We start from the raw sequence: 20,825 nt of genomic DNA, 5'->3' as shown, positions 1-20,825 counted from the left end.
CGATTATTCAGCACTTATGCCGAACGTAAACAATTGATCCGATTTTGGTTTACCGGGTTATCCACAGTTTTTGAGGCGCGTTAACACTACTACTATTTATATATATCAACTACAAAGTAAAAGAACCGCAAAAACATCAGTCGTCGGCGCTTGCGCAAAAGCAGCCGGAAGCAATACGCTACGTTATTGCCGTCCCGACTCCAGTCTTTCGATTCTCACCGAGAAAAGTTGCCAATGACATCACAAATTCCCCGCCTTGGATTGATCAGCGCCCTGCACCAGGAACAAGCCGGCCTGATCGAGACCATGCAAGACACCGAAAAGACCAATCGCGGCATGCGTGATTACACGTCCGGCAAGTTATGGGGGATCGATACGGTCTGCGTTTTGTCTCGCATGGGGAAGGTTGCCGCCGCAGCGACCGCAGCAACCCTCATAGAACGCTTTGCAGTCACGCATATCGTCTTCACTGGTGTGGCGGGTGCTGCGGGGAACGAGCTGCGCGTAGGCGACATCGTGGTGGCAGATGAGCTGGTTCAGCACGACATGAACACCACACCGCTGTTTCCGCAATATGAAGTCCCGCTGCTCGGTCAATCACATTTCTCTTCTGACAAGAATCTGACCGATCGCCTGGCTCGTGCCGCATCGGATTTCGCGGCACATGATGCGCAGGGAGCGATTTCAGAACAAGACCGGGAAAGTTTTCACCTTGGCTTGCCGCGCGTGCATCGTGGCCTGATTGCCAGCGGGGATGAATTCGTTCACCGGCAGGAAAGGCGCGATGCACTGAAAGCGGCTTTTCCGCCGCTCCTGGCGCTGGAGATGGAAGGCGCAGCCGTGGCCCAGGTCTGTTTCGAATTCGGCGTGCCCTTTGCCGTGATCCGGACGATCTCCGATAGCGCCAATGAAGAAGCGCCGCACGACTTCATGCAATTCATCGACCGGATTGCTTCGCGTTATGCGTTTGGCATTGTGAAGAGGCTGTGTACACAGGCTTGACAAGTCTTGCGCCAGGACGAAGGCCGTCAAACACTTCTTTCATTTGCCGCTGGTATTCTCAACCTTGCCGCCTGCCGTCGGTGCAACCGGTTTTTCGGTTGCCTGCGCCAGCAAGGCTCCGCATTCACTCTTTTCGCCCGGTCCTACGTTCACCAGCGGGATCAAGGCCGCGGCGACCGGTGCCAAGGCGCCGAGCGCGAGCGCGCTGCCCGCCTTGAGCGCGACCACGCCCTTGTCGACGCCGACCTTGGGTTTCTTGAACGGTCCGCTCACGTACAGCGGGGAACGCAGGGAAATCATGCGCAGGCCTTTGGTATCCGGATAAATGGTCAGGGCCAACAACTCTTTCGCCAGATTGACTTTTCCGTCAACATGAATCGTTGCATCGGCGGTGTCGACGACAAACGCGCGGGTCTGCATCACGCCTTTGCTGATGATGAAATCGGTCGCCGCGCAGTTGAGCTGGATCTGCTTGTCGCCGAACATCTGCGTGACAATGACGCTGCCGATATTCAAACCCATCTTTTCCAGCAACAGCTTGCTGATGGTTCCCTGGTTGATCACGGCCTTGATCTCGCCGCTGGATGAGCCGAGCAGTTCGGCAATCGAGTTGCCGCTGGCCGTCAGTGCGGCATCGCTGTTGATTTCACCCAGGCTGGCCTGCATTCGCTCGAGTGTCGGGAACAATTGCTTGAGCTTCATGTGGCGCGCGGATAATTTCATCTCGGCTTTCACCGGTTTGGTCTTGCCGTTGAGCGTGATATTCGAAACCAGATTGCCGCCTGCGATACCGAACTTGAGCGGCGCGAGCGAAATCACGCCGTCGCGCAGGTGAACACGGGTCACCAGATTGTCGATCGGCAGTTCTTCCTTGCGCACGATGCGGCGGCCGGTGAACTGCACATCCGCGTCGATGCTGTTCCATCGCTCTGTCCGGAAGTTTTCCACCGGCAGCACCTTGTCGGGTGGCTGCTCGCCTTTGGCACCGCGCCGGGCGCGACTCGCCTCCGAGTCGGCGCCGATCAATGGCGACAAGTCGGTGAAATTCAGGAAATCGGATGAGACCGTGCCTTCCAGTAAGGAGCGCGGTTCGCCGCCGCGATAATGCAGGGTGCCGGCCAGGTCGCTCGCTCCCATCTTGCCGCTGAATTTTTCATAGGTCCAGTTGCCGCCGTGCTGTCCTGGACTGCCGTGCAGCCTGCCTTCGGTCACGAAGGGACGCGTCTCCGGAAGCACGACGCCGATCAGCGGATAAAGTTGCGCCATGCTCACGCTGGCGATCTTCAGCTGCAGATCGAGCGCGGCGAGCCGGCGCGGATCGGTCAGGCTTCCCTTGGCATCGATGCTGGTCTTGCCCACACGCACGGTGGCATCGATCGGATACTGCGTATTTTTTTGCTGCAGCGACAGAATGCCGCCGGCGCGCCCCTGCCCGCTGACTTCTTCGCCATTGTAAGTGCCGGCGACACGCCAGCCGAGGCGCAGGTTTTCATCATTGCCATTGCCCAGGGTATCGATTTCGGCTTTCAGATTGGCGTGCTTGATGGCGTCCTTCAGCTGAACCTCGCCCTTGGTCAGGATCAAGCGTTGCAATTCGAATTGCCATTCCGACTTGCCGCCGGATCCGAAGGTCCAGTTGTTGCGTCCGTCTTGCAGACGCTCAAGCGACAATTCGGGTGTACTGAGCGCGAGTGAAGGGATGACGATTTTCTTGCTGAGAAGCGGAAGAGGACTGATCGAGAAGCTGACCTCGCGCGCTTTGGCCATGAAGGGCTTTTCCGTCCAGTCGGGATTGCCGAAACTGACGTCGCGTGCGGCCAGGCGCGGCCACGGCACCCATGCGCGCCAGCCTTGTTCGCCTTGCGGTGCATGCCAGGTCAGGCTCAGATTGCCGCCGATGTTGAATGCGCGCCCTGTCGCCTCAGCGACGCGCGAACTGATCCATGGCTTGGTGCGGTTCCAGTTGAAGTTGAGCAGCGCTGCGACACAGAATGCGAGCACGACAATCAGGCCGCCGGCACTGTAGAGAGCAATTTTTCCTGCGCGGGACATGCCGATAAGACTTGACCGGCATGCAAGAGTTCATTGCGGGCAGTTTGCTCTGCCTTCAGTGCAGTTCAGCCGGCGCTTCGTCCCTGCAAAAATCGCAGGCGCGCTGCGTTGTCTGCGGAAACATGCCGGCGCCGCTGATCTTCACGCGGTCAAGCGAGAAGCGGCGCAGATAGTTGAAAATGTGCTGATGGATGCCGACGGTGGCCTGCATCAGCAAGAGTTCCACGTCATTTGTTCCGGCAGAAATCTTTGTCTGCGAAGAATTTTTCTTGTCGCAGGTCGGCGAGTCCGTCAGTACTGCGCGGAACACATCTTCCAGCGTGATCTCCGACGGCGCACCGGCCAGCAGCCAGCGATCCGAGTCGTCCGGCTGCAACAGTCCGGCGCGGCACAAGTGACGGCAATTCTTTTCCAGCACCTGCGTCGGATAGCCTGTGGCGTTTTCCAAAGCGGAAATGCCGACCGCACGCGGCGCGCAGCGCACCAGCTCCGCAAGGATGCCGGTGCCGACCGCGAGCCGCTGATGCAAGTCCGCATCGCCGAGAAAGTAGTGATCGATATCAGTCATCTTCTTTCCCGGTCGCGCTTACGCACCCATGGTCATCAGGCTTGCATTGCCGCCCGCCGCAGTCGTGTTGACGCACAGTGCGCGTTCGGCAACCAGGCGCCACAAGGGCACCATTTCCGCTTCGCAGGTCTCTATGCAAGGCAACAGTGCGCCGTCGCGTGCAGCAAGCTCCGGCAGAAGACTGCGCATCTTCGGTGCGTCGAGCAGTGCGACGTTGAGCGCTTGTCGGGAAAGTGCATCTTCTTCGACAACCGTTACCGCATTGCGCACAGCCTGCGGCAAACCGGACGGCAAGAGCAGCGAGGATGCGGCATCCATGACGACGCGATTGCCTGTCGCAAGCGCAGCGGCAAGCTGATTCAGCAATCCGCTCACGCTTGTTGCCGCACACAATACCGTGCCGCGCGGAGCAAAGCTGAGCGTGTTGCGCTCGCCGGTCGGTCCCGGAAGCACCAGTGATGTATTCAGCGGCGTTGCATGCGCATAGGATTCGCCGAGGCTGGCGACACGTTCGTGGCCGTGCGTGTCCGCCCATGCGAGCAATTGTTCGAAAGCGGATTGCGCGGATGCCGGTGCCTGTTTCTGATGAATGGTGTGACCGCCGATGGCGACAACCGGGTTGCGTTGCAGGCGCTTCAGGTACAGCGGCCCGCCCGCCTTCGGACCGGTGCCGGATTTTCCTTCACCACCGAAAGGTTGCACACCGACGACCGCGCCGACGATGTTGCGATTGACGTAAATGTTGCCGACGTGCGCACGCGCGGTGATGAAGTCAATAGTTTCATCGATGCGTGAATGAATGCCGAGCGTCAAGCCGTAACCGCTTGCGTTGATGTCTTCGATCAGTTTCGGCAATTGGTCGCGCTGATAACGAATGACGTGCAGCACCGGTCCGAAGACTTCACGCTGCAACTCCGACAGCGATGAAATTTCGATCACGGTCGGCGGAACGAATGTGCCTTGCCGGCAATCCTCCGGCAGCGTCAGTTGATAAAAATCGCGCGCGTGGGTCTTGATGCGTTCGATGTGCAGCAGCAATCCTTTTTGCGCATCCGCATCGATCACCGGACCGATGTCGGTGGCAAGGCGGTCCGGATTCCCGACGCGCAATTCCTGCATCGCACCCTTCAGCATCTTGATGGTCTTGTCCGCGATGTCCGCTTGCAGGCAGAGCACACGCAAGGCGGAGCAGCGCTGGCCGGCGCTGTCGAAGGCGGAACTGATGACGTCCTGCACCACCTGCTCCGGCAGTGCACTGGAGTCGACGATCATCGCATTCTGGCCACCGGTTTCCGCGATCAGCGGAATCTCGCGTGCTTCCTTGACGGACCGCTGTGCAAGCGTGCGATTGATCAACTGCGCCACTTCGGTCGAACCGGTGAAGATCACGCCGCAGACGCGCGCATCGGCAACCAGTTTTGCGCCGACGGTTTCGCCGCGGCCCAGCAGGAGTTGCAACGCGCCGCGCGGCACACCGGCTTCATGCAGCAATTGCACGGCGCGATGGGCGATCAGCGGGGTTTGTTCCGCCGGCTTGGCCAGCACCACATTCCCTGCCGCCAATGCGGCGCTCACTTCGCCGATAAAAATCGCGAGCGGAAAATTCCAGGGGCTGATGCACACCACGGGGCCGAGCGCAAAGGTATTCGGTCCGGTCTGCACCTGTGCGGCGTAATAGCGCAGGAAGTCGACCGCTTCGCGCACTTCCGCAATGGCGTTCGGCAGCGACTTGCCGGCTTCACGAATTGCCAGCGCCATCAGTTCGAGCTGATGCTCTTCCAGCAAATCGGCGGCACGCACCAGTGCTGCAGCGCGCAGCGCAGGCGGCAAGGTTTGCCAGTCCGTCGCATAGGCTTGTGCAGCGTTGAGCGCGCTTTCCACTTCTTCGGCGCCGGCTTCGATCACCTGGCCGACGATGTCGCGATGATCGGCGGGATTGATCACGTTCTGCGGCTGATTCCTGCTTTCCGATAGCGAGGCGAGCAGAGGTGCGGCTTGCCATTGCTTGTTCCCGAAATCCGCGAAGACGGCGTCGACATCGCGCAACACGTTTTCATTGCTCAAGTCCACGCCGGCGGAATTCTTGCGTTCCATGCCATACAAATCGACCGGCAAGGAAATGCCCGGATGCGGTTCACCGCCCAGCGTCTTCGCGACTTCGACGGGATCGGCGATCAGGCTGTCAACGGCGACGCTCTCATCGACGATCTGATTGACGAAGGAAGAATTCGAGCCGTTTTCCAGCAGGCGACGCACCAGGTAGGCCAGCAGCGTCTCATGCGAGCCGACCGGCGCGTAAATGCGGCAGGGCTTGTTCAGCTTGTCATCGCCTACGACCTGGTCGTACAGCGTTTCGCCCATGCCGTGCAGGCACTGGAACTCGTAATCGGTCACGCCAAATTCCTGCGCCCAGATATAAATGGAGGCAAGCGTCTGCGCATTGTGCGTGGCGAATTGCGGATAGATCACGTCGGTGGAGGCGAGCAGCTTTTGCGCGCAGACCAGGTAGCACACGTCGGAATACACCTTGCGCGTGTACACCGGATAACCCGGCATGCCATCGACTTGCGCGCGTTTCACTTCGGCATCCCAGTACGCGCCCTTCACCAGGCGAATCATGAACTTGCGCTGGCTGCGGCGCGCTAGGTCGGCGAGATACTCAATCACGAAGGGACCGCGCTTTTGATACGCCTGCACCACGAAGCCGATGCCGTCGAAACCGGCCAGTTCAGGGTCGAATGCCAATGCATCCATCAAGTCGAGCGACAATTCCAGTCGGTCGGCTTCTTCCGCATCGATGTTCAGGCCGATGTTGTATTGCTTCGCGAGCAGGATGAGTTTCTTCAGGCTGCCCAATAATTCCTGCATGGTGCGATCACGTTGCGCGCGCGAATAGCGCGGGTGCAAGGCGGACAGCTTGACCGAGATGCCGGGACCGTCCTTGATGCCGCGGCCGTTGGAGGCCTTGCCGATCGCATGGATGGCGCTTTCATAGGAACGGAAATAGCGCTCCGCGTCTTCCATCGTCAGCGCCGCTTCGCCCAGCATGTCATAGGAATAGCGGTAGCCGCGCGCTTCATTGTCGCGGCTGTTGGCGAGCGCTTCGGCAATGGTCTGGCCGGTCACGAACTGGTTGCCCAGCATGCGCATGGCGAGATCGACGCCTTTGCGGATCAGCGGCTCGCCGCCCTTGGCGATCAGTTTCGTCAGCGCCGAGCCGAGGCCCTGTTCGCTGCTGGTGCCGACCAGCTTGCCGGTAATCAGCAAGCCCCAGGTCGCGGCATTCACGAACAGCGAGGGCGACTCGCCGAGGTGCTTGCGCCAGTCGCCCTTGCTGATCTTGTCGGCGATCAGGCGGTCGGCGGTCTGGTGGTCGGGAATGCGCAGAAGGGCTTCGGCCAGGCACATCAGGGCCACGCCTTCTTCGGAAGACAGGGAAAATTCGTGCATCAGCGCATCGACGCCGGATGAACGGGTGCGCCTTTCGCGCACGGCTTCGACCAACTCGCGCGCCAGCGACTGCGTGCGTTCTTGCGCGGTCGGATTGACCTTGGCCTGCGCCAGCAGCCATTGCACGGCTTCGCGCTCGTCGCGGCGATAGGCGGCAGTGATGGCCGCGCGCAAGGGTGTCGTTTCATGGGAAACTTCCGCGTGCAGTGCAGCAAATGGAGTCAGAACGGGTGTTACTTCACGGGAGGAAATCAACATAAAAATCCGTACAAAAGAGAAATCGGTCACAAAAAATGATGATTCGATTGTAGTAAGCTTTAGTAAGGATTAATTCTGGAAATCCGGTTCACTATCGAAATTTTGTATTTTGTGGGACAATCGCGCCGAACAAAATTCTTACGAGACGAATGCCATGCTCGACAAAATCAGCAAGAAAATTCTTTCTGAATTGCAGAACGACGGCCGCATCAGCAATGTGGAGCTGGCGTCTCGCGTCAACCTGTCGCCGGCCGCTTGTCTCGAGCGCGTTCGCAAGCTGCAGGAAGCCGGTTACATCATGAGTTACACCGCGCAGCTCAATCCGCAATTGCTCGATGTGTCGCTGCTGGTGTTCATTGAAGTGGTGCTCGACCGCACCACACCGGAAGTGTTCGAAGCCTTCAAGCGCAGCGTTCAGGTGATTCCTGAAGTGCAGGAATGCCACATGGTCGCCGGTGGTTTTGACTATCTGGTAAAGGCACGCGTAAAAGACATGAATGCGTACCGCGAATTCCTCGGCAAGTCACTGCTGCAACTGAAAGGCGTGCGCGAGACGCACACCTACGCAGTGATGGAAGAAGTGAAGAACACTACCAAGCTGCCGATCCGATAAGACTCTCAGTCCCCATCTGTCATTCCGACGGGCGGCATCAAGCCATGTCTGCGTCGGAAAAGAAATGCCGGTTCGCCATCTGCCGCATCAGCTCCATGGTGTCCGCTTCGCTCGCGCTGATCGCGCGCGTTTCGATTTCATCGACCATGCGTTCGAAGATGTCCAGCAGCCCCGGATCGAAATGCTGTTCCCTGCCTTCGCGCATGATCGCCATCGCCTTGTCGCGATGGAACGGCTCCTTGTAGGGACGCCTGGCGCGCAGCGCGTCGTACACATCCGCGATGCAGAAGATGCGCGCGGCGAGCGGAATGGCCGTGCCGGCGAGCTTTTTCGGATAGCCCGAGCCGTCCCACTTCTCATGATGGCCTTCGATCACTTCGCGCGCATTGACCAGGAAGCCGGCCTCCCCCGCAATCTGCCCGCCGAGGTCAACATGCTGCTGCATGATCGCAAACTCCTCCGCGTCGAGCTTGCCCGGCTTGAGCAGGATCGCATCCGGAATGCCGATCTTGCCCACATCGTGCAGGAAGGAGCCGGCGATCAGGTTGCGCATCTGCGCCGGATTCAGTCCGGCTTCCTCGCCCAGCCGCGCGGCAATCCACGCCACGCGGTAGTTGTGCGCGCCGGTGTCGGAATCGCGCTTGGCAATCGCGCGCCCGAGCGCTTCGAGGATGCCGATGTGCGCTTCCAGCAGCGATTGCGCGCGGCGGAAGTTCTTCACCGCCAGATCGGTCAGCAGGGGCGCCAGCACCAGCGCGCATACCAGCACCGATACCGCAGCCAGCAGCGCCGACACGATGGCCGAGTGGCGGATGTTCGACAATTCCACCTCGTCCAGCACGCGCACGCCTTCCAGATGGCCAATCACCAGGCCTGTCGATGAAATCAACGGCGTGAAGACGCGCAATACCTGCTGGCCCAGCACCTGCGCGGAATCGTAACCGCCTCCCGCCGGCGGCGCGCCATGCGGCAGCTTCTTCAGTGCCTCTTCGATGTCGTCGAATCCCGGCTGAACGGCTTCGGCAACCTTCCTGCCATCGGCCGAATACACCTCCGCGACGGCGAAGATGCCGCCCACCATGCTTTCGATCGCCTTTGCCAGCGCCTGCTCGCGTTGCGGCGAGGGCAATTCCAGGATGGCGGCCGGCACCACGCGCCGCGTTTCGATGCCGAGCATGCGCACCGACGCGTCTTCCGCCGATTCACGCGCATGCAGATAACCGAGAACGGCAGCCGCGGCCGCCACGGTGAAGGAAACGGCAAGCACCCGGATGAGCGCGTTTTTCAGCAGACCCCGCAATTTCATGGAAATACCCCTGTTGTTCCAAGGGGCAATAATAACGCTTCTTGATGGCGCGGGGGATGCCGCCGGGGAGCAAAGCGATTGCGGCAAATGACGACGGGTTCTTCGTAATGCGATTCCTGCTGCTTTTACTCTTTCGGCGTCACCGCTCTGCTTCTTGTGGCGATGATGGCCTTACGATTTTCTGGGGCAAGTTACTGCTGCAACTGAAAGGCGTGCGCGAGACTCACACCTATGCAGTGATGGAAGAAATGAAGAACACCACCAACCTGCCGATTTGCTTGCCTATTCATTTTCTGAGCGGAGACCCCTAATACGCGAGGCGCTCCTCTCTGTCGGCATTCAAGCCACGAATCATCTCGTTCTTTTGGCGGAGATTTTTCAGCGCAAAATCCATCGGCTATTCTTGTTTGCTTTTTCGGCGCTGCCTTGGATCGACGCAGGTGGGCTTTCCCCATGCTGGAATATGTCTCAATCCGCGATGGCATTGGTTATTGGATTTCTTTCATTTGCATTGCATGACGACCGCAATGCGCTCGTGACAGCTCGCCATACTCAAACCAAGAGATTCCTCAACATTTCTCAAATCCGCGTTTTCTCCCATAAGCTGGGGATGGATTGAGGTCGGTGATGCGTTACATTTGCCGATCGCAAAGGCAATCTCGTTGCCAAACCAAATCGACTTGCTTTGAAATGCTGTGCAAACAATTCGTCAGTCCCATCCTTTCAACGGGAGCGCAATGATGCATCGATGGATCCCGTCCGCCATGATGGAAATCCTGCCCGAATGAACGGCAATACACAACCACGTCACTCCAATTTCCTCAAGGAGACAGCACCATGACTTCTATATCGAGTACACGCTTTTTATTGTGCGGACTTCTGCTATGCACACTCAGTCATTTATCGTTCGCCGAATCGGTGCTGACTGAAGCGGAAATCAAATCGAAATATCAAAACTGTTCCGATGGTTACTACAGCGGCCCGCGTCCAGGAAAAACGCATTACACCAAGGACGATTACCTCTGGGTTGTTTCGCCAGAATTCGCAAGCAAGTACTGCATGCCACCCGAATTTGTCGATGCAAATCTCAAGGGTGCGGAAGCCGTGGCGTTTCATCTCCTGCAGGAAGGCGCAGAACAATGCGGCTATGGCGGCAACAAGGAAAACTGCTCGCGTCGCATCGCACTGGGATTTGAGATTTATTACAAAAAGGATCTGACGCTGCCCGCGATCAGTGACACGAAATACTCGGTAGGTGCGCTATACATGCTTCCCGTTTCCAAACACCTTCTCTCCAATAACCTGCCTTACAGCGTTACTCGAAAAGACACCGGTTCCACCTGGTCGAATGAGCGGCCTGGGTTTCAAACCAAATTCAAACAATCTTCGTTTGGTCTCGTAGGGGTCAAGGGTGACCGCGTTGTTTGGCCAATTACGGCGCTGGGAGAATTCATGTACATCGAAGAGCTGCTGCCGGGTTACAACTTCATCAGCTTGGAAGGGAACATCGGCTTCTTCACGAATCCACGCATGGAAAAGCAGGGTGTGAATAAATTTGTATTGGTTCTAAGGAAGCCAGAAGTGCAAGGCAGTAATGGGAGGTTGCTTTCAGAGTTTGCCCACGTCATCGAATTGCCGGAGTGGTTCACCGAAAAAGTGCGTGCTGCCGACAAATTGAAGTCTTCCGGGTGGAAACAGTTAATTCAACACACGCTGCCCACGCAATCCAAATAATTTTATCTGCCCAACAGGGAATGAATAATGACAACAACATTTTCGACGTATGGCATTTTTTCGGAAGCCGCGTACAGCACGAATAATAGCGCTAGCGGACAGATCGTTCTCGGCTGGCAACCTGTACTTATCGAAGACTTCCATGCCACCAATTCCAGCTTCGCCGCGCAGTTATACACCGATGGCAATGGCAATTACCGGATCGCATTCCGCGGTTCCGACAACCTAGCCGACTTTACCGGCGCCGACGCTCAATTCGCCGATGGCAATTGGCATGCTCAGATGGCGGACGCGGTGAACTTTGCTGGCGCGGCAATCCTGCAAATCAAGCGTGCCAATCAAACTCTTTCACTGGATGAAATTCGTGCAAGCCTCGACGTCACCGGGCACTCGCTCGGTGGCGGGCTTGCTGAGGTGACTTCAAAATTTTACGGCCTGAATGGCATGAGTATTGACGGTCCCGGGGCGTCGGGACCCACCCAAAGCAACGATTTTGCGACACTCAAACAGTACTGGAAAAGTAACGGCCTCAACGAATTGCAGGACAACTATCAGTTGAGTGCTGGGGCATTCGAGGCCCGTCAGTACACCGTGGTCGGCACTGCTGGGCAGCACTTAAACGATGTCGCGGTCTATACCGCGCCCCCTCTGCAAACCTATCTGCAAAACGTGCACGATACTCCGCCTGCGCTCTACGCACTTGATATCGGAGGTCTAAGCGCCGCGCAATCCGGTCAGGGTATTTTTACGCTTTTTTCACATCCGATGGCACCGATCTTTGCGCAGGAGGGCGTGCCTTCTCTATCCCAGATAAGGGCCTTGGAAGCGCAAAATGCATTCCGCCTGGGCGAAATCACCTTCATGAACACGCACGCCCCCGATGGGTCTGTGCTCAACGAGGTCAACACCACTGTTTACGCTACCGCCACAGCACAACAGATTTGGACACGAGATAGTACAACTGGTCACTATCAACGCGTAGAGACTGTGACCATGACCAATACTGCCGGCGCGCTTACCAACAGCCTGACCGCCATTACTGAATATGACAGCCATGGACACAAGTTAAGTTTCAAGAATTATCTGTTCGACGCAAATGGACAACTTGTTAGCAGCACCAGCGACATACTCAACAACTTCATCACTTCCCTCCAAACATCCTTTCACACCGCCAAGGTCACCGTCAGCCCGCTCATCCTCGACCTCGACGGCAACGGTGTTGAAACCATCGGCAAGTCCGCCGGGATCCACTTCGATCACGACGGTAACCATTTTGCCGAAACTACTGGCTGGGCTGGTAAGGACGACGGTCTACTTGTACTGGACAGGAACGGCAACGGCCAGATCGATAACGGCGGCGAACTATTTGGAAACAACACCTTGCTCGCGAATGGCAGCAAGGCTGCGAACGGGTTCGCCGCACTGGCTGAGCTCGACAACAACCATGACGGCAAGATCGACGCCAGCGACGCTATTTTTTCCGAACTACGCGTGTGGAAAGACGGCGACGGTAACGCCCAAGTATCGAATGGTGAACTGCTGGGACTGGAGGCGGCTGGCGTAACAAGCATCAATCTGACCTATTCAGCGCAGAGTCAAACCGATGCACAGGGAAATCAGCACCTACAGGCTGGGCAATATACGCGGACCGACGGCAGTGTACACGCGGTGGATGATGTGTGGTTTGACGTCGACCTTGTGCGTACGGTGGAGGAGGATTTGGTACCGGTAAGCGACACTATCGCAGCGCTACCGGATTTACAAGGGTTTGGTAACGTGCATAGCCTGCATCAGGCGATGGCGCGGGACACTAGTGGCCAATTGAAAATACTAGTTGAAAATTTCGTTAATGCCGACAGCAGCACTGCGCGTCACGCAGTGCTCGACCAGCTACTGTTTGCCTGGACAGGAAGCGACCAATATGCCGCGAATAGCAGAGGGGATTATATCGATGATGGACGAAAGTTATATACCCTAGAGAAGTTTTTGACCGAAAGCTTTGTGCAAGGAAGTGGCACCAATGAAGGAACCGCAAATCCTGGGCCGAGCGCAGCTGCGGTAATCATGCAGGATTACCAAAATTTAGCGGAGTTTATGTATGGAAAATTGCTAGAGCAAACGCCTCAAATCCAGAGTTTGTATAGCAAAATAGGACTAACGTGGAATTCGACAACTGGTGCGTTTGACTTCGATGTTACTGCCGTTGTTTCTGATTTACAGTCACACTACGTGGCCGACCCGACCAAAGGCGCCAAATTAATCGATGACTTGGCCACAACTCTTTCAAGCGAGGGGTCTGCCGCAAATCAATTGCGGCATGCCCTTAGCCAATACGGGAACGTGGCAGGGCAGGGCTTTGAGTTTTACTTGGCAACAATGGACTACGAGCACACGAGCGGTTCTGCATCCGCCGATACGCTGCAAGGTCTCGGTGGCTATTCGAACAGCATCAATGGCCTGGACGGCAATGACAGCATCTCTGGCGCGGAAAAGAGCGATGTGCTCGACGGCGGGTCTGGCAACGACAATATCAGCGGCGGCGCGGGCAATGATCTGCTGACGGGCGGTACTGGCAACGATACGCTCTATGGCGGCGCCGGCAACGACACCTACATGTTCAACCTGGGTGACGGTGCCGACACGATCAACGACTACGACACTGTTGCCGTCAACGCCGACAAGCTGCAGTTCGGTGCGGGCATCAATGCCAGCGACATTCAGCTCACCCGCAGCGGCAATGACCTGACCCTGAATGTAAACGAGACCGACAAGGTCACGCTGAGCAACTACTTTTATTCAAGTTACGGCGCCAACTACCGGATCGAGACGATCGCGTTTGCAGACGGCACGACCTGGGATGTGGCGACAGTGGCGGGCAAGGGAGCGAATGGCACGGTGGGGGCGGATACCCTGTACGGCATCAGCGGCGTTGCCAACCGCATCAATGGTCTGGGAGGCAATGACAGTCTCTACGGCCAGGACAAGGACGATGTGCTCGACGGCGGGGCTGGCAACGACAATGTCAGCGGTGGTGGGGGCAATGATCTGCTGATGGGCGGTACTGGCAACGACACAATCGACGGCGGCTACGGCAACGACACCTACATGTTCAACCTGGGTGACGGTGCCGACACGATCAACGACTACGACACTGTTGCCGTCAACGCCGACAAGCTGCAGTTCGGTGCGGGCATCAATGCCAGCGACATTCAGCTCACCCGCAGCGGCAATGACCTGACCCTGAATGTAAACGAGACCGACAAGGTCACGCTGAGCAACTACTTTTATTCAAGTTACGGCGCCAACTACCGGATCGAGACGATCGCGTTTGCAGACGGCACGACCTGGGATGTGGCGACAGTGGCGGGCAAGGGAGCGAATGGCACGGTGGGGGCGGATACCCTGTACGGCATCAGCGGCGTTGCCAACCGCATCAATGGTCTGGGAGGCAATGACAGTCTCTACGGCCAGGACAAGGACGATGTGCTCGACGGCGGGGCTGGCAACGACAATGTCAGCGGTGGTGGGGGCAATGATCTGCTGACGGGCGGTACTGGCAACGACACAATCGACGGCGGCGCCGGCAATGACATCTACATGTTCAACCTGGGTGATGGAGTCGACACGATTGGCGACTACGACACTGTTGTCGGCAACGTTGACAAGCTGCAGTTTGGTGCCGGCATCAATGCCAGCGATATCCAGGTCAACCGCAGCGGCAACGATCTGATATTGAACGTCAACACCAGCGACAAGGTGACCTTGTCCGGTTACTTTTATTCTTCGGCCAACCGGATTGAAACGATCGCGTTTGCTGATGGCACGACCTGGGATGTGGCGACGGTGGCGGGCAAGCAGAATGGTACGGCGGGAGCGGACACCATATCTGGTCTTGGCGGCTATTCGAACAGCATCAATGGCCTGGAGGGTAACGACAGCATCTATGGCCAGGAAAAGAGCGATGTATTAAGCGGTGGCGCGGGTAACGACTACCTCAACGGCGGGGCTGGCAATGACATCTACATGTTCAACCTGGGTGATGGAGTCGACACGATTGGCGACTACGACACTGTTGTCGGCAACGTTGACAAGCTGCAGTTTGGTGCCGGCATCAATGCCAGCGATATCCAGGTCAACCGCAGCGGCAACGATCTGATATTGAACGTCAACACCAGCGACAAGGTGACCTTGTCCGGTTACTTTTATTCTTCGGCCAACCGGATTGAAACGATCGCGTTTGCTGATGGCACGACCTGGGATGTGGCGACGGTGGCGGGCAAGCAGAATGGTACGGCGGGAGCGGACACCATATCTGGTCTTGGCGGCTATTCGAACAGCATCAATGGCCTGGAGGGTAACGACAGCATCTACGGACAGGACAAGGACGATGTGCTCGACGGCGGGGCTGGCAACGACAATGTCAGCGGCGGTGGGGGCAATGATCTGCTGACGGGTGGTACTGGCAACGACACCCTGTCTGGCGGCGCCGGCAACGATATCTTCAAATTCGTCACCCCAAGCGAAGGCACAGACACCATTTCGGATTTCACCTCAGGCGCCGACGTCATCCAGGTCATCGGCGGCAACTTCGGGTTGACGCCTGGCGCAGCGGTCACACTGCTCTCGGGTGCATCCACACCGGTCGCATCGGGAACCTCTGCGCAATTCCTTTACAACACTACGACCGGCGCCCTGTATTTCGATCAGGATGGTGAGGGCGCTAACTACGGCGCTATACAAATCGCTACTCTGACGGGGCAGAAAACCCTTCTGGCGTCCGATTTTGTGGTTGCGAGTGCGTAGCTTGCATCAACATAGGCGAGCCTGGCCGGCTCGCCTACCCAATTGTCACAGGCTCTTCCCTACTCCTCCGGCGCTACCTTGTACTGGCTCGCGAGCCGCTGCTGCACCGCCGGCGGCACCGGGTCGTAATGGCTGAACTCGACCGTGTAGCTGCCGCGCCCGCCGGTGGTCGAATGCAGTCGCGACTGATAGCCGTTCAGCTCCGACAGCGGCACCTGTCCGGTCACGACGACTGTGCCGGCTTGCGCGGTTTGCATGCCGCTGACCTGGCCGCGCTTGGATGACAGGTCGCCGGTGATGTCACCCATGTTTTCTTCCGGCGTGACGATCTCGACGTTGACGATCGGTTCCAGCACCATCGGCCGCGCCTTGAGCACGGCGTCGATGAAGGCCTTGCGGCCGGCGGTGGAAAACGCGACTTCCTTGGAGTCGACCGGGTGACTCTTGCCGTCGTAGACGGTGACGCGTACATCCTGCATCGGGAATCCGGCCAGCGGTCCGGCATCCAGCACTTGCCGAACGCCCTTCTCCACTGCCGGGATGAATTGACCGGGAATCACGCCGCCCTTGACCGCATCGACGAATTCGAAGCCCTCGCCGCGCGGTAGCGGTTCGACGCGCAGGAACACTTCGCCGAACTGGCCGGCGCCGCCGCTCTGCTTCTTGTGACGATGATGGCCTTCCGATTTGCCGGCGATGGTTTCGCGATAGGCGATCTTCGGCGGATGGGTGGAGACTTCGATCTTGTACACGTCCATCATGCGCTCGAGCGCCGTGCGCAAGTGCAGTTCGCCGAGGCCGCGCAGGACGGTTTCATTGGTGCTGATCTGGTGCTCGACTTTCAGGCAAGGATCTTCCGCGGTGAGCTTGCCCAGGATTTCCCACATGCGTTGTTCGTCGCCGCGCTTTTTCGGCTCGATGGTCAGGCCGAAGATCGGCAGCGGGAAAGGCAGCGGCTTGAGATGGATGTGATCGTCTTCGGCTGCGTCATGCAGCACGGCGTCGAAAGCGATGTCCTCGATCTTTGCCACCGCGCAGATGTCGCCCGGCACACCTTGCTGGACTTCGATCTGCTCCTTGCCTTGCAACATGTAGAGGTGCGCGACCTTGAAAGGCTTGCGCGCGTCGCCGATATACAGCTGGCTGTCGCGCCGCACCGTGCCCTGATGGATGCGGAACACCGAGAGCTTGCCGACGTAGGGATCGACCGCGATCTTGAACACATGCGCGAGCACGTGTTTTTCCGGATCGGTGACCGCGTGGATTTCGCTGCGCTGGCCGGGCGCGTTGACGTCGTCGCGATAGAACATCGGCGGATTGCCTTCGGACGGATTGGGCATCAGCTTGACGAACACATCCAGCAGCTCGGCAATGCCCGCGCCATTGCGCGCCGAGACGAAGCAGATCGGCACCAGATGTCCTTCGCGCAAGGCTTGTTCAAAAGGGGCGTGCAATTGCTCCGGTTCGATCTCGCCCTGTTCCAGGTAGAGCGCCATCAGATCGGCATCGACTTCGACCACCTGATCGACCAGCGCGCGATGCGCTTCCGCGACCGAGGAAAAATCGGATTCGCCGGACGGATTGAAGAAGCAGTCCACCACCTTGGTGGCGCCGGCCGCAGGCAGGTTGATCGGCAGGCATTCCTTGCCGAATGTTTCCTGGATGCGCAAGACCAGGCCGGGCAGATCGATATTTTCCGCGTCGATCTTGTTGACGATGATCATGCGGCACATGTTGCGCTGCTGCGCCAGCTCCATCATGCGCGTCGTCATCATTTCGATGCCGGATTGCGCATTGATCACCACCGCTGCCGTCTCGACGGCCGGCAACGCGCTGATCGCCTGCCCCGCGAAATCCGGATAGCCGGGCGTGTCGATCAGATGGATGCGCGTATCGCGATGATGCAGGTGGACAACGGAAGAGCTGAGCGAATGCTGGTACTTGCGTTCCAGCGGGTCGTAGTCGCAGACCGTACTGCCGCGTTCGAGGTTGCCCTGGCTGGAGATCATGCCTGCCTGATGCAACAGCGCTTCGGCCGCACTCGTCTTGCCGCAGGCAGTATGCCCGAGCAGGGCGATGGTTCGGATGGCTTCGGTACTGTATGGCATAGCGATTCCCTTTCGAAAGCTAGACAATCCCGCGTTAATCCTGTCGGTTCATTATCGCACCAAGCCTGCGCGCTGCGTCGATGGAACGGTGCTCAAAACGATTGGATAACACTCTCCAGGGATGCTACGGAGCGCCAAAGAAAAATTGATTGACGGACATCAAGGATTGCAAGAAGCGCCAGCCTGAATCGCGCGTGCTTGAATCAGGCCGACATCAATACCGGAATCGTCATGGACTGCAGGACAGTGCGGGTCACGCCGCCAAGCAACAATTCGCGGAAACGGGAATGGCCGTAGCCGCCCATCACCAGCAGGTCGGAGCCGCGACTGTCGGCCAGCGAGAGCAATGCATCGCCCACGCCGCCCTGCGTCGATTGCGGGATCACGTTGACCCGCACGCCGTGACGCGCCAGGTATAAGGCGATGTCGGCGCCCGGTTGATCGCCGTGCCGGCCTTCATTCGCCTCTGCATTGAACACGACGAGATCGACCGCTTGCGCGCGCCGCAGCAGGGGCAGTGCGTTAACCACTGCGCGCGTTGCGCCGATGCTCGCATCCCAGGCGACAAGGATTTGCCTACCCAGCGTGTCGACACGGCGCGCATAGGGCTGGATCAGCACCGGGCGTCCCGAATTCATCACCACGTATTCGGGGAAGTCGGGCATCACGATCGGCGACAACTCATCCGGATCGAATTGTCCGATCACCACCAGGTCGCAGTAGCGTGCCCGCAGGCTGATGCCGGCGCTCGCCTCGTCGTCGATCAATGCGCGCTCAAACGATGCGATGCCCAGGCCGCGCGCCTGTTCCTCGAATGCCTGCAGTGCCTTTTGCGCGCGCTCGCGCAGGGCGTTCACGTGCAGCGCGAGATGCTGCGCGGCGTTGGGAGCGGCTTCATCGATCAGGCCGGTCTGATAGATGTATCTCGACACGCCGCTCGTGGCGGCACCGACCAGGTGCGCCTCCTCCTGCGCGGCAATGCCGGCGGCAAGTCGGATGCGTGCAAGCGCGTGCTTCGATACATCGACATGCACGAGTATCGTCCGGTAAGACATATCAGGCTTTCTTCAGGCGGAACACGAATACCGGAATGTCGCACAGCGCGAGTACCTTGGTGGTGACACTGCCGAGCAATAATTGCCCGAGGCCGCTGCGCCCGTGCGAGCCGATGAAAATCAGATCGCATTGCTGCTGCTGCGCGATCTCCACGATCTTCAATGCGGTCTGTTCCGAGTAGGCGATGACTGAGCTGTATTTCAGTCCGGCGGCTGTCGCCGCTTCCCGCACACCTGCAAGGTAGGCTTCGCCGGTGCGCGCGATCGACACCTTGTACTCCTCTTCGCTCGGATAGCTGGGCGGGATGATTTCCACGCCGATCGGATAGTGGTAGTCCGGCGCAATGAACACGCCGACCACCTCGGCTCCGCACTGCCTGGCGAATTCCACGCCGGCCTGCGCTGCTGTCGTGGCCAGCGCCGAGCCGTCGGTGGGGATCAGGATTTTCTTGAACATGATCGTCTCTTCAGGGTTGATGCAACAGGGTTGATAAGGTGCGCTGCATCGCGGTCACATATTCTGGCGAATGACCAGTACCGGAATGGTCGAGTGCGCCAGCACCTTTTGTGTTTCGCTGCCGAGCAGAAGTTCGCTCAGCCCCTTGCGGCCATGCGAAGCCATGAAGATCACATCGCAGCTCATGTTGCGCGCGGTATCGATGATCTTCTCGTACGGCGAGAAGGATTGCTCGACTACGGTCTCGCACGGCACCTTCATGGCCTTTGCCGCATCGGCCACCTTCTGCACGTTCTGCCGCGCCCGCGCCAGCATCTGGTCTTCGTAGTGCACGCATTCCTCGGTCATCGCGCTTTCGGACAGCGGAGAGAACGGATAGGGCTCCGCCACCGAGAGCCCGACCACGTAGCCATCGCTTTCCTTCGCAAACTCGACGGCTGCGTGGATTGCTTCATCGGCCAGCGTTGAACCGTCGGTCGGCACCAGAATCGTCTTGAACATGATGTTCTCCTTCACTGCGTGAAATGGCGGCAGGCGCGCCCACTGCGTGGAACGAATCGCACCCGCCTAACTCATGTACTGTCCTCCATTCACAGAAAATGTCGCGCCGTTGATGAAGCCCGCCTGCTCGCTCGCCAGAAAGGCGACCACGCGTGCCACGTCGTCCGGCGCGCCCAGCCGCCCGACCGGGATGCCTGCGATGATCGTCTTGAGTATGTCCTGCGGAACGGCGGCCACCATCTCGGTATCGCAATAGCCCGGCGCCACCGCATTCACCGTGATGTTCTTGCGCGCGCCTTCCAGCGCGAGCGCCCTGGTGAATCCGAGGATGCCCGCCTTGGCCGACGCATAATTGGTCTGGCCGGCCTGGCCCCTTTGTCCGTTGACCGAACTGATGTTGATGATGCGTCCGAAGCTGCGTTCGCGCATGCCTTCGATGACGTTGCGGCACATGTTGAAGACCGAGCCGAGATCGTTGTCGATCACGCGCGCCCACTGCTCCGCCCTCATGCGATGCAGCATCGCGTCGCCGGTGACGCCGGCATTGTTGACCAGGATATCGACCGGCCCGAGGTCTTTTTCCACCGCCGAGACGCCCTCGCGGCAGGCGTCGAAATCGGACACGTCCCACTTGTACGAACGCATGCCGGTCGCCGTGCTGAAGGCCTGTGCCGCGCCGACGTTGCTGCAATAGATTGCGGCCACCTCCACCCCTTGCGACTGAAGCGCAATGGAGATTGCCTTGCCGAGGCCGCGTGTGCCTCCGGTGACAATTGCGGTACGTCTCATCGTCGATCCCCCGCATGCGGCCGGAACAAGGCTGTCGTGCGATGCGACAGGCTCCAGCGCTTAGAGCCCATTTCGGCAGGCACCGCCCGCAGCTTCAGACCAGGAACGACGGATACGGCGTTGCTCGTC

The 20,825-nt window shown here is 58.5% G+C and carries 14 protein-coding genes; 5 read left to right on the top strand and 9 right to left on the bottom strand.

Going from position 1 to position 20,825, the window contains the following annotated elements; genetic code table 11:
* Positions 1 to 234 precede the first annotated feature (234 nt).
* Positions 235 to 1,002 carry a 5'-methylthioadenosine/adenosylhomocysteine nucleosidase gene (locus tag E6W33_RS20845; protein WP_136419251.1) on the top strand — a complete coding sequence of 256 codons (768 nt, stop codon included), beginning with the start codon at positions 235 to 237 and terminating at the stop codon, positions 1,000 to 1,002.
* A 39-nt stretch (positions 1,003 to 1,041) separates the two neighbouring features.
* Here the strand turns inward: E6W33_RS20845 and E6W33_RS20840 are convergent, their stop codons facing one another.
* From E6W33_RS20840 to putA, 3 genes are read right to left on the bottom strand one after another with little or no spacing between them, the layout of a single operon-like run.
* A complete protein-coding gene (locus E6W33_RS20840; RefSeq protein WP_136419250.1) occupies positions 1,042 to 3,054 on the bottom strand; it encodes an AsmA family protein in 2,013 nt (670 codons plus the stop codon).
* A gap of 55 nt (positions 3,055 to 3,109) precedes the next feature.
* Positions 3,110 to 3,622, bottom strand: a complete 513-nt coding sequence (locus E6W33_RS20835) for an Rrf2 family transcriptional regulator (protein ID WP_136419249.1) — start codon at positions 3,620 to 3,622, stop codon at positions 3,110 to 3,112.
* Between the two features lie 18 nt (positions 3,623 to 3,640).
* Positions 3,641 to 7,330 carry a trifunctional transcriptional regulator/proline dehydrogenase/L-glutamate gamma-semialdehyde dehydrogenase gene (gene putA, locus E6W33_RS20830; protein WP_136419248.1) on the bottom strand — a complete coding sequence of 1,230 codons (3,690 nt, stop codon included), beginning with the start codon at positions 7,328 to 7,330 and terminating at the stop codon, positions 3,641 to 3,643.
* A 154-nt stretch (positions 7,331 to 7,484) separates the two neighbouring features.
* Here putA and E6W33_RS20825 point away from each other — a divergent pair, with 154 nt between their 5' ends.
* Positions 7,485 to 7,943 carry an Lrp/AsnC ligand binding domain-containing protein gene (locus E6W33_RS20825; protein WP_136419247.1) on the top strand — a complete coding sequence of 153 codons (459 nt, stop codon included), beginning with the start codon at positions 7,485 to 7,487 and terminating at the stop codon, positions 7,941 to 7,943.
* 37 nt (positions 7,944 to 7,980) lie between these two features.
* Here the strand turns inward: E6W33_RS20825 and E6W33_RS20820 are convergent, their stop codons facing one another.
* Positions 7,981 to 9,249, bottom strand: coding sequence for an HD domain-containing phosphohydrolase (locus E6W33_RS20820; protein ID WP_136419246.1), 1,269 nt, complete (start codon positions 9,247 to 9,249; stop codon positions 7,981 to 7,983).
* Positions 9,250 to 9,305: 56 nt separating this feature from the next.
* On the opposite strand from E6W33_RS20820, the gene E6W33_RS20815 reads away from it, so the two are divergent.
* From E6W33_RS20815 to E6W33_RS27895, 3 genes are all read left to right on the top strand, one after another.
* Positions 9,306 to 9,560 (top strand): hypothetical protein, encoded by a 255-nt coding sequence (locus E6W33_RS20815; RefSeq protein WP_136419245.1) that lies wholly within the window; start codon positions 9,306 to 9,308, stop codon positions 9,558 to 9,560.
* 526 nt (positions 9,561 to 10,086) lie between these two features.
* Positions 10,087 to 10,983, top strand: coding sequence for a hypothetical protein (locus E6W33_RS20810; RefSeq protein WP_136419244.1), 897 nt, complete (start codon positions 10,087 to 10,089; stop codon positions 10,981 to 10,983).
* Positions 10,984 to 11,010: 27 nt separating this feature from the next.
* A complete protein-coding gene (locus tag E6W33_RS27895; protein WP_136419243.1) occupies positions 11,011 to 15,786 on the top strand; it encodes a calcium-binding protein in 4,776 nt (1,591 codons plus the stop codon).
* Positions 15,787 to 15,845: 59 nt separating this feature from the next.
* Here the strand turns inward: E6W33_RS27895 and fusA are convergent, their stop codons facing one another.
* The 5 genes from fusA to phbB all read right to left on the bottom strand — a co-directional run bounded on the left by fusA (position 15,846) and on the right by phbB (position 20,696).
* Positions 15,846 to 17,894 (bottom strand): elongation factor G, encoded by a 2,049-nt coding sequence (gene fusA / locus E6W33_RS20800; RefSeq protein ID WP_136419242.1) that lies wholly within the window; start codon positions 17,892 to 17,894, stop codon positions 15,846 to 15,848.
* Between the two features lie 203 nt (positions 17,895 to 18,097).
* Positions 18,098 to 18,949, bottom strand: coding sequence for a universal stress protein (locus E6W33_RS20795; protein WP_136419241.1), 852 nt, complete (start codon positions 18,947 to 18,949; stop codon positions 18,098 to 18,100).
* Position 18,950: 1 nt separating this feature from the next.
* Entirely contained in the window at positions 18,951 to 19,406 is a 456-nt protein-coding gene (locus tag E6W33_RS20790; RefSeq protein ID WP_136419240.1) for a universal stress protein, read from the bottom strand.
* Between the two features lie 54 nt (positions 19,407 to 19,460).
* Positions 19,461 to 19,907 carry a universal stress protein gene (locus tag E6W33_RS20785; RefSeq protein WP_136419239.1) on the bottom strand — a complete coding sequence of 149 codons (447 nt, stop codon included), beginning with the start codon at positions 19,905 to 19,907 and terminating at the stop codon, positions 19,461 to 19,463.
* A gap of 66 nt (positions 19,908 to 19,973) precedes the next feature.
* Positions 19,974 to 20,696: an acetoacetyl-CoA reductase gene (phbB, locus tag E6W33_RS20780; RefSeq protein WP_136419238.1), complete on the bottom strand. Its 723-nt coding sequence runs from the start codon at positions 20,694 to 20,696 to the stop codon at positions 19,974 to 19,976.
* Between the last annotated feature and the right edge of the window lie 129 nt (positions 20,697 to 20,825).

This window comes from Herbaspirillum sp. ST 5-3 (genome assembly GCF_004804275.1).
Lineage (GTDB): Bacteria > Pseudomonadota > Gammaproteobacteria > Burkholderiales > Burkholderiaceae_D > Noviherbaspirillum.
The sequence above is the reverse complement of the archived record's forward strand: the minus strand, read 5'-3'. Positions and strand labels throughout refer to the sequence as shown.

Bases quoted from the DNA above. Each gene is read 5' to 3' on its own strand.
- E6W33_RS20790 (WP_136419240.1), bottom strand. From the start codon at position 19,406: ATGTTCAAGAAAATCCTGATCCCCACCGACGGCTCGGCGCTGGCCACG.
- E6W33_RS20815 (WP_136419245.1), top strand. From the start codon at position 9,306: ATGCCGCCGGGGAGCAAAGCGATTGCGGCAAATGACGACGGGTTCTTC.
- putA (WP_136419248.1), bottom strand. From the start codon at position 7,330: ATGTTGATTTCCTCCCGTGAAGTAACACCCGTTCTGACTCCATTTGCT.
- E6W33_RS20785 (WP_136419239.1), bottom strand. From the start codon at position 19,907: ATGTTCAAGACGATTCTGGTGCCGACCGACGGTTCAACGCTGGCCGAT.
- E6W33_RS20810 (WP_136419244.1), top strand. From the start codon at position 10,087: ATGACTTCTATATCGAGTACACGCTTTTTATTGTGCGGACTTCTGCTA.
- phbB (WP_136419238.1), bottom strand. From the start codon at position 20,696: ATGAGACGTACCGCAATTGTCACCGGAGGCACACGCGGCCTCGGCAAG.
- E6W33_RS20840 (WP_136419250.1), bottom strand. From the start codon at position 3,054: ATGTCCCGCGCAGGAAAAATTGCTCTCTACAGTGCCGGCGGCCTGATT.
- E6W33_RS20795 (WP_136419241.1), bottom strand. From the start codon at position 18,949: ATGTCTTACCGGACGATACTCGTGCATGTCGATGTATCGAAGCACGCG.
- E6W33_RS20845 (WP_136419251.1), top strand. From the start codon at position 235: ATGACATCACAAATTCCCCGCCTTGGATTGATCAGCGCCCTGCACCAG.
- E6W33_RS27895 (WP_136419243.1), top strand. From the start codon at position 11,011: ATGACAACAACATTTTCGACGTATGGCATTTTTTCGGAAGCCGCGTAC.
- E6W33_RS20835 (WP_136419249.1), bottom strand. From the start codon at position 3,622: ATGACTGATATCGATCACTACTTTCTCGGCGATGCGGACTTGCATCAG.
- E6W33_RS20820 (WP_136419246.1), bottom strand. From the start codon at position 9,249: ATGAAATTGCGGGGTCTGCTGAAAAACGCGCTCATCCGGGTGCTTGCC.
- fusA (WP_136419242.1), bottom strand. From the start codon at position 17,894: ATGCCATACAGTACCGAAGCCATCCGAACCATCGCCCTGCTCGGGCAT.
- E6W33_RS20825 (WP_136419247.1), top strand. From the start codon at position 7,485: ATGCTCGACAAAATCAGCAAGAAAATTCTTTCTGAATTGCAGAACGAC.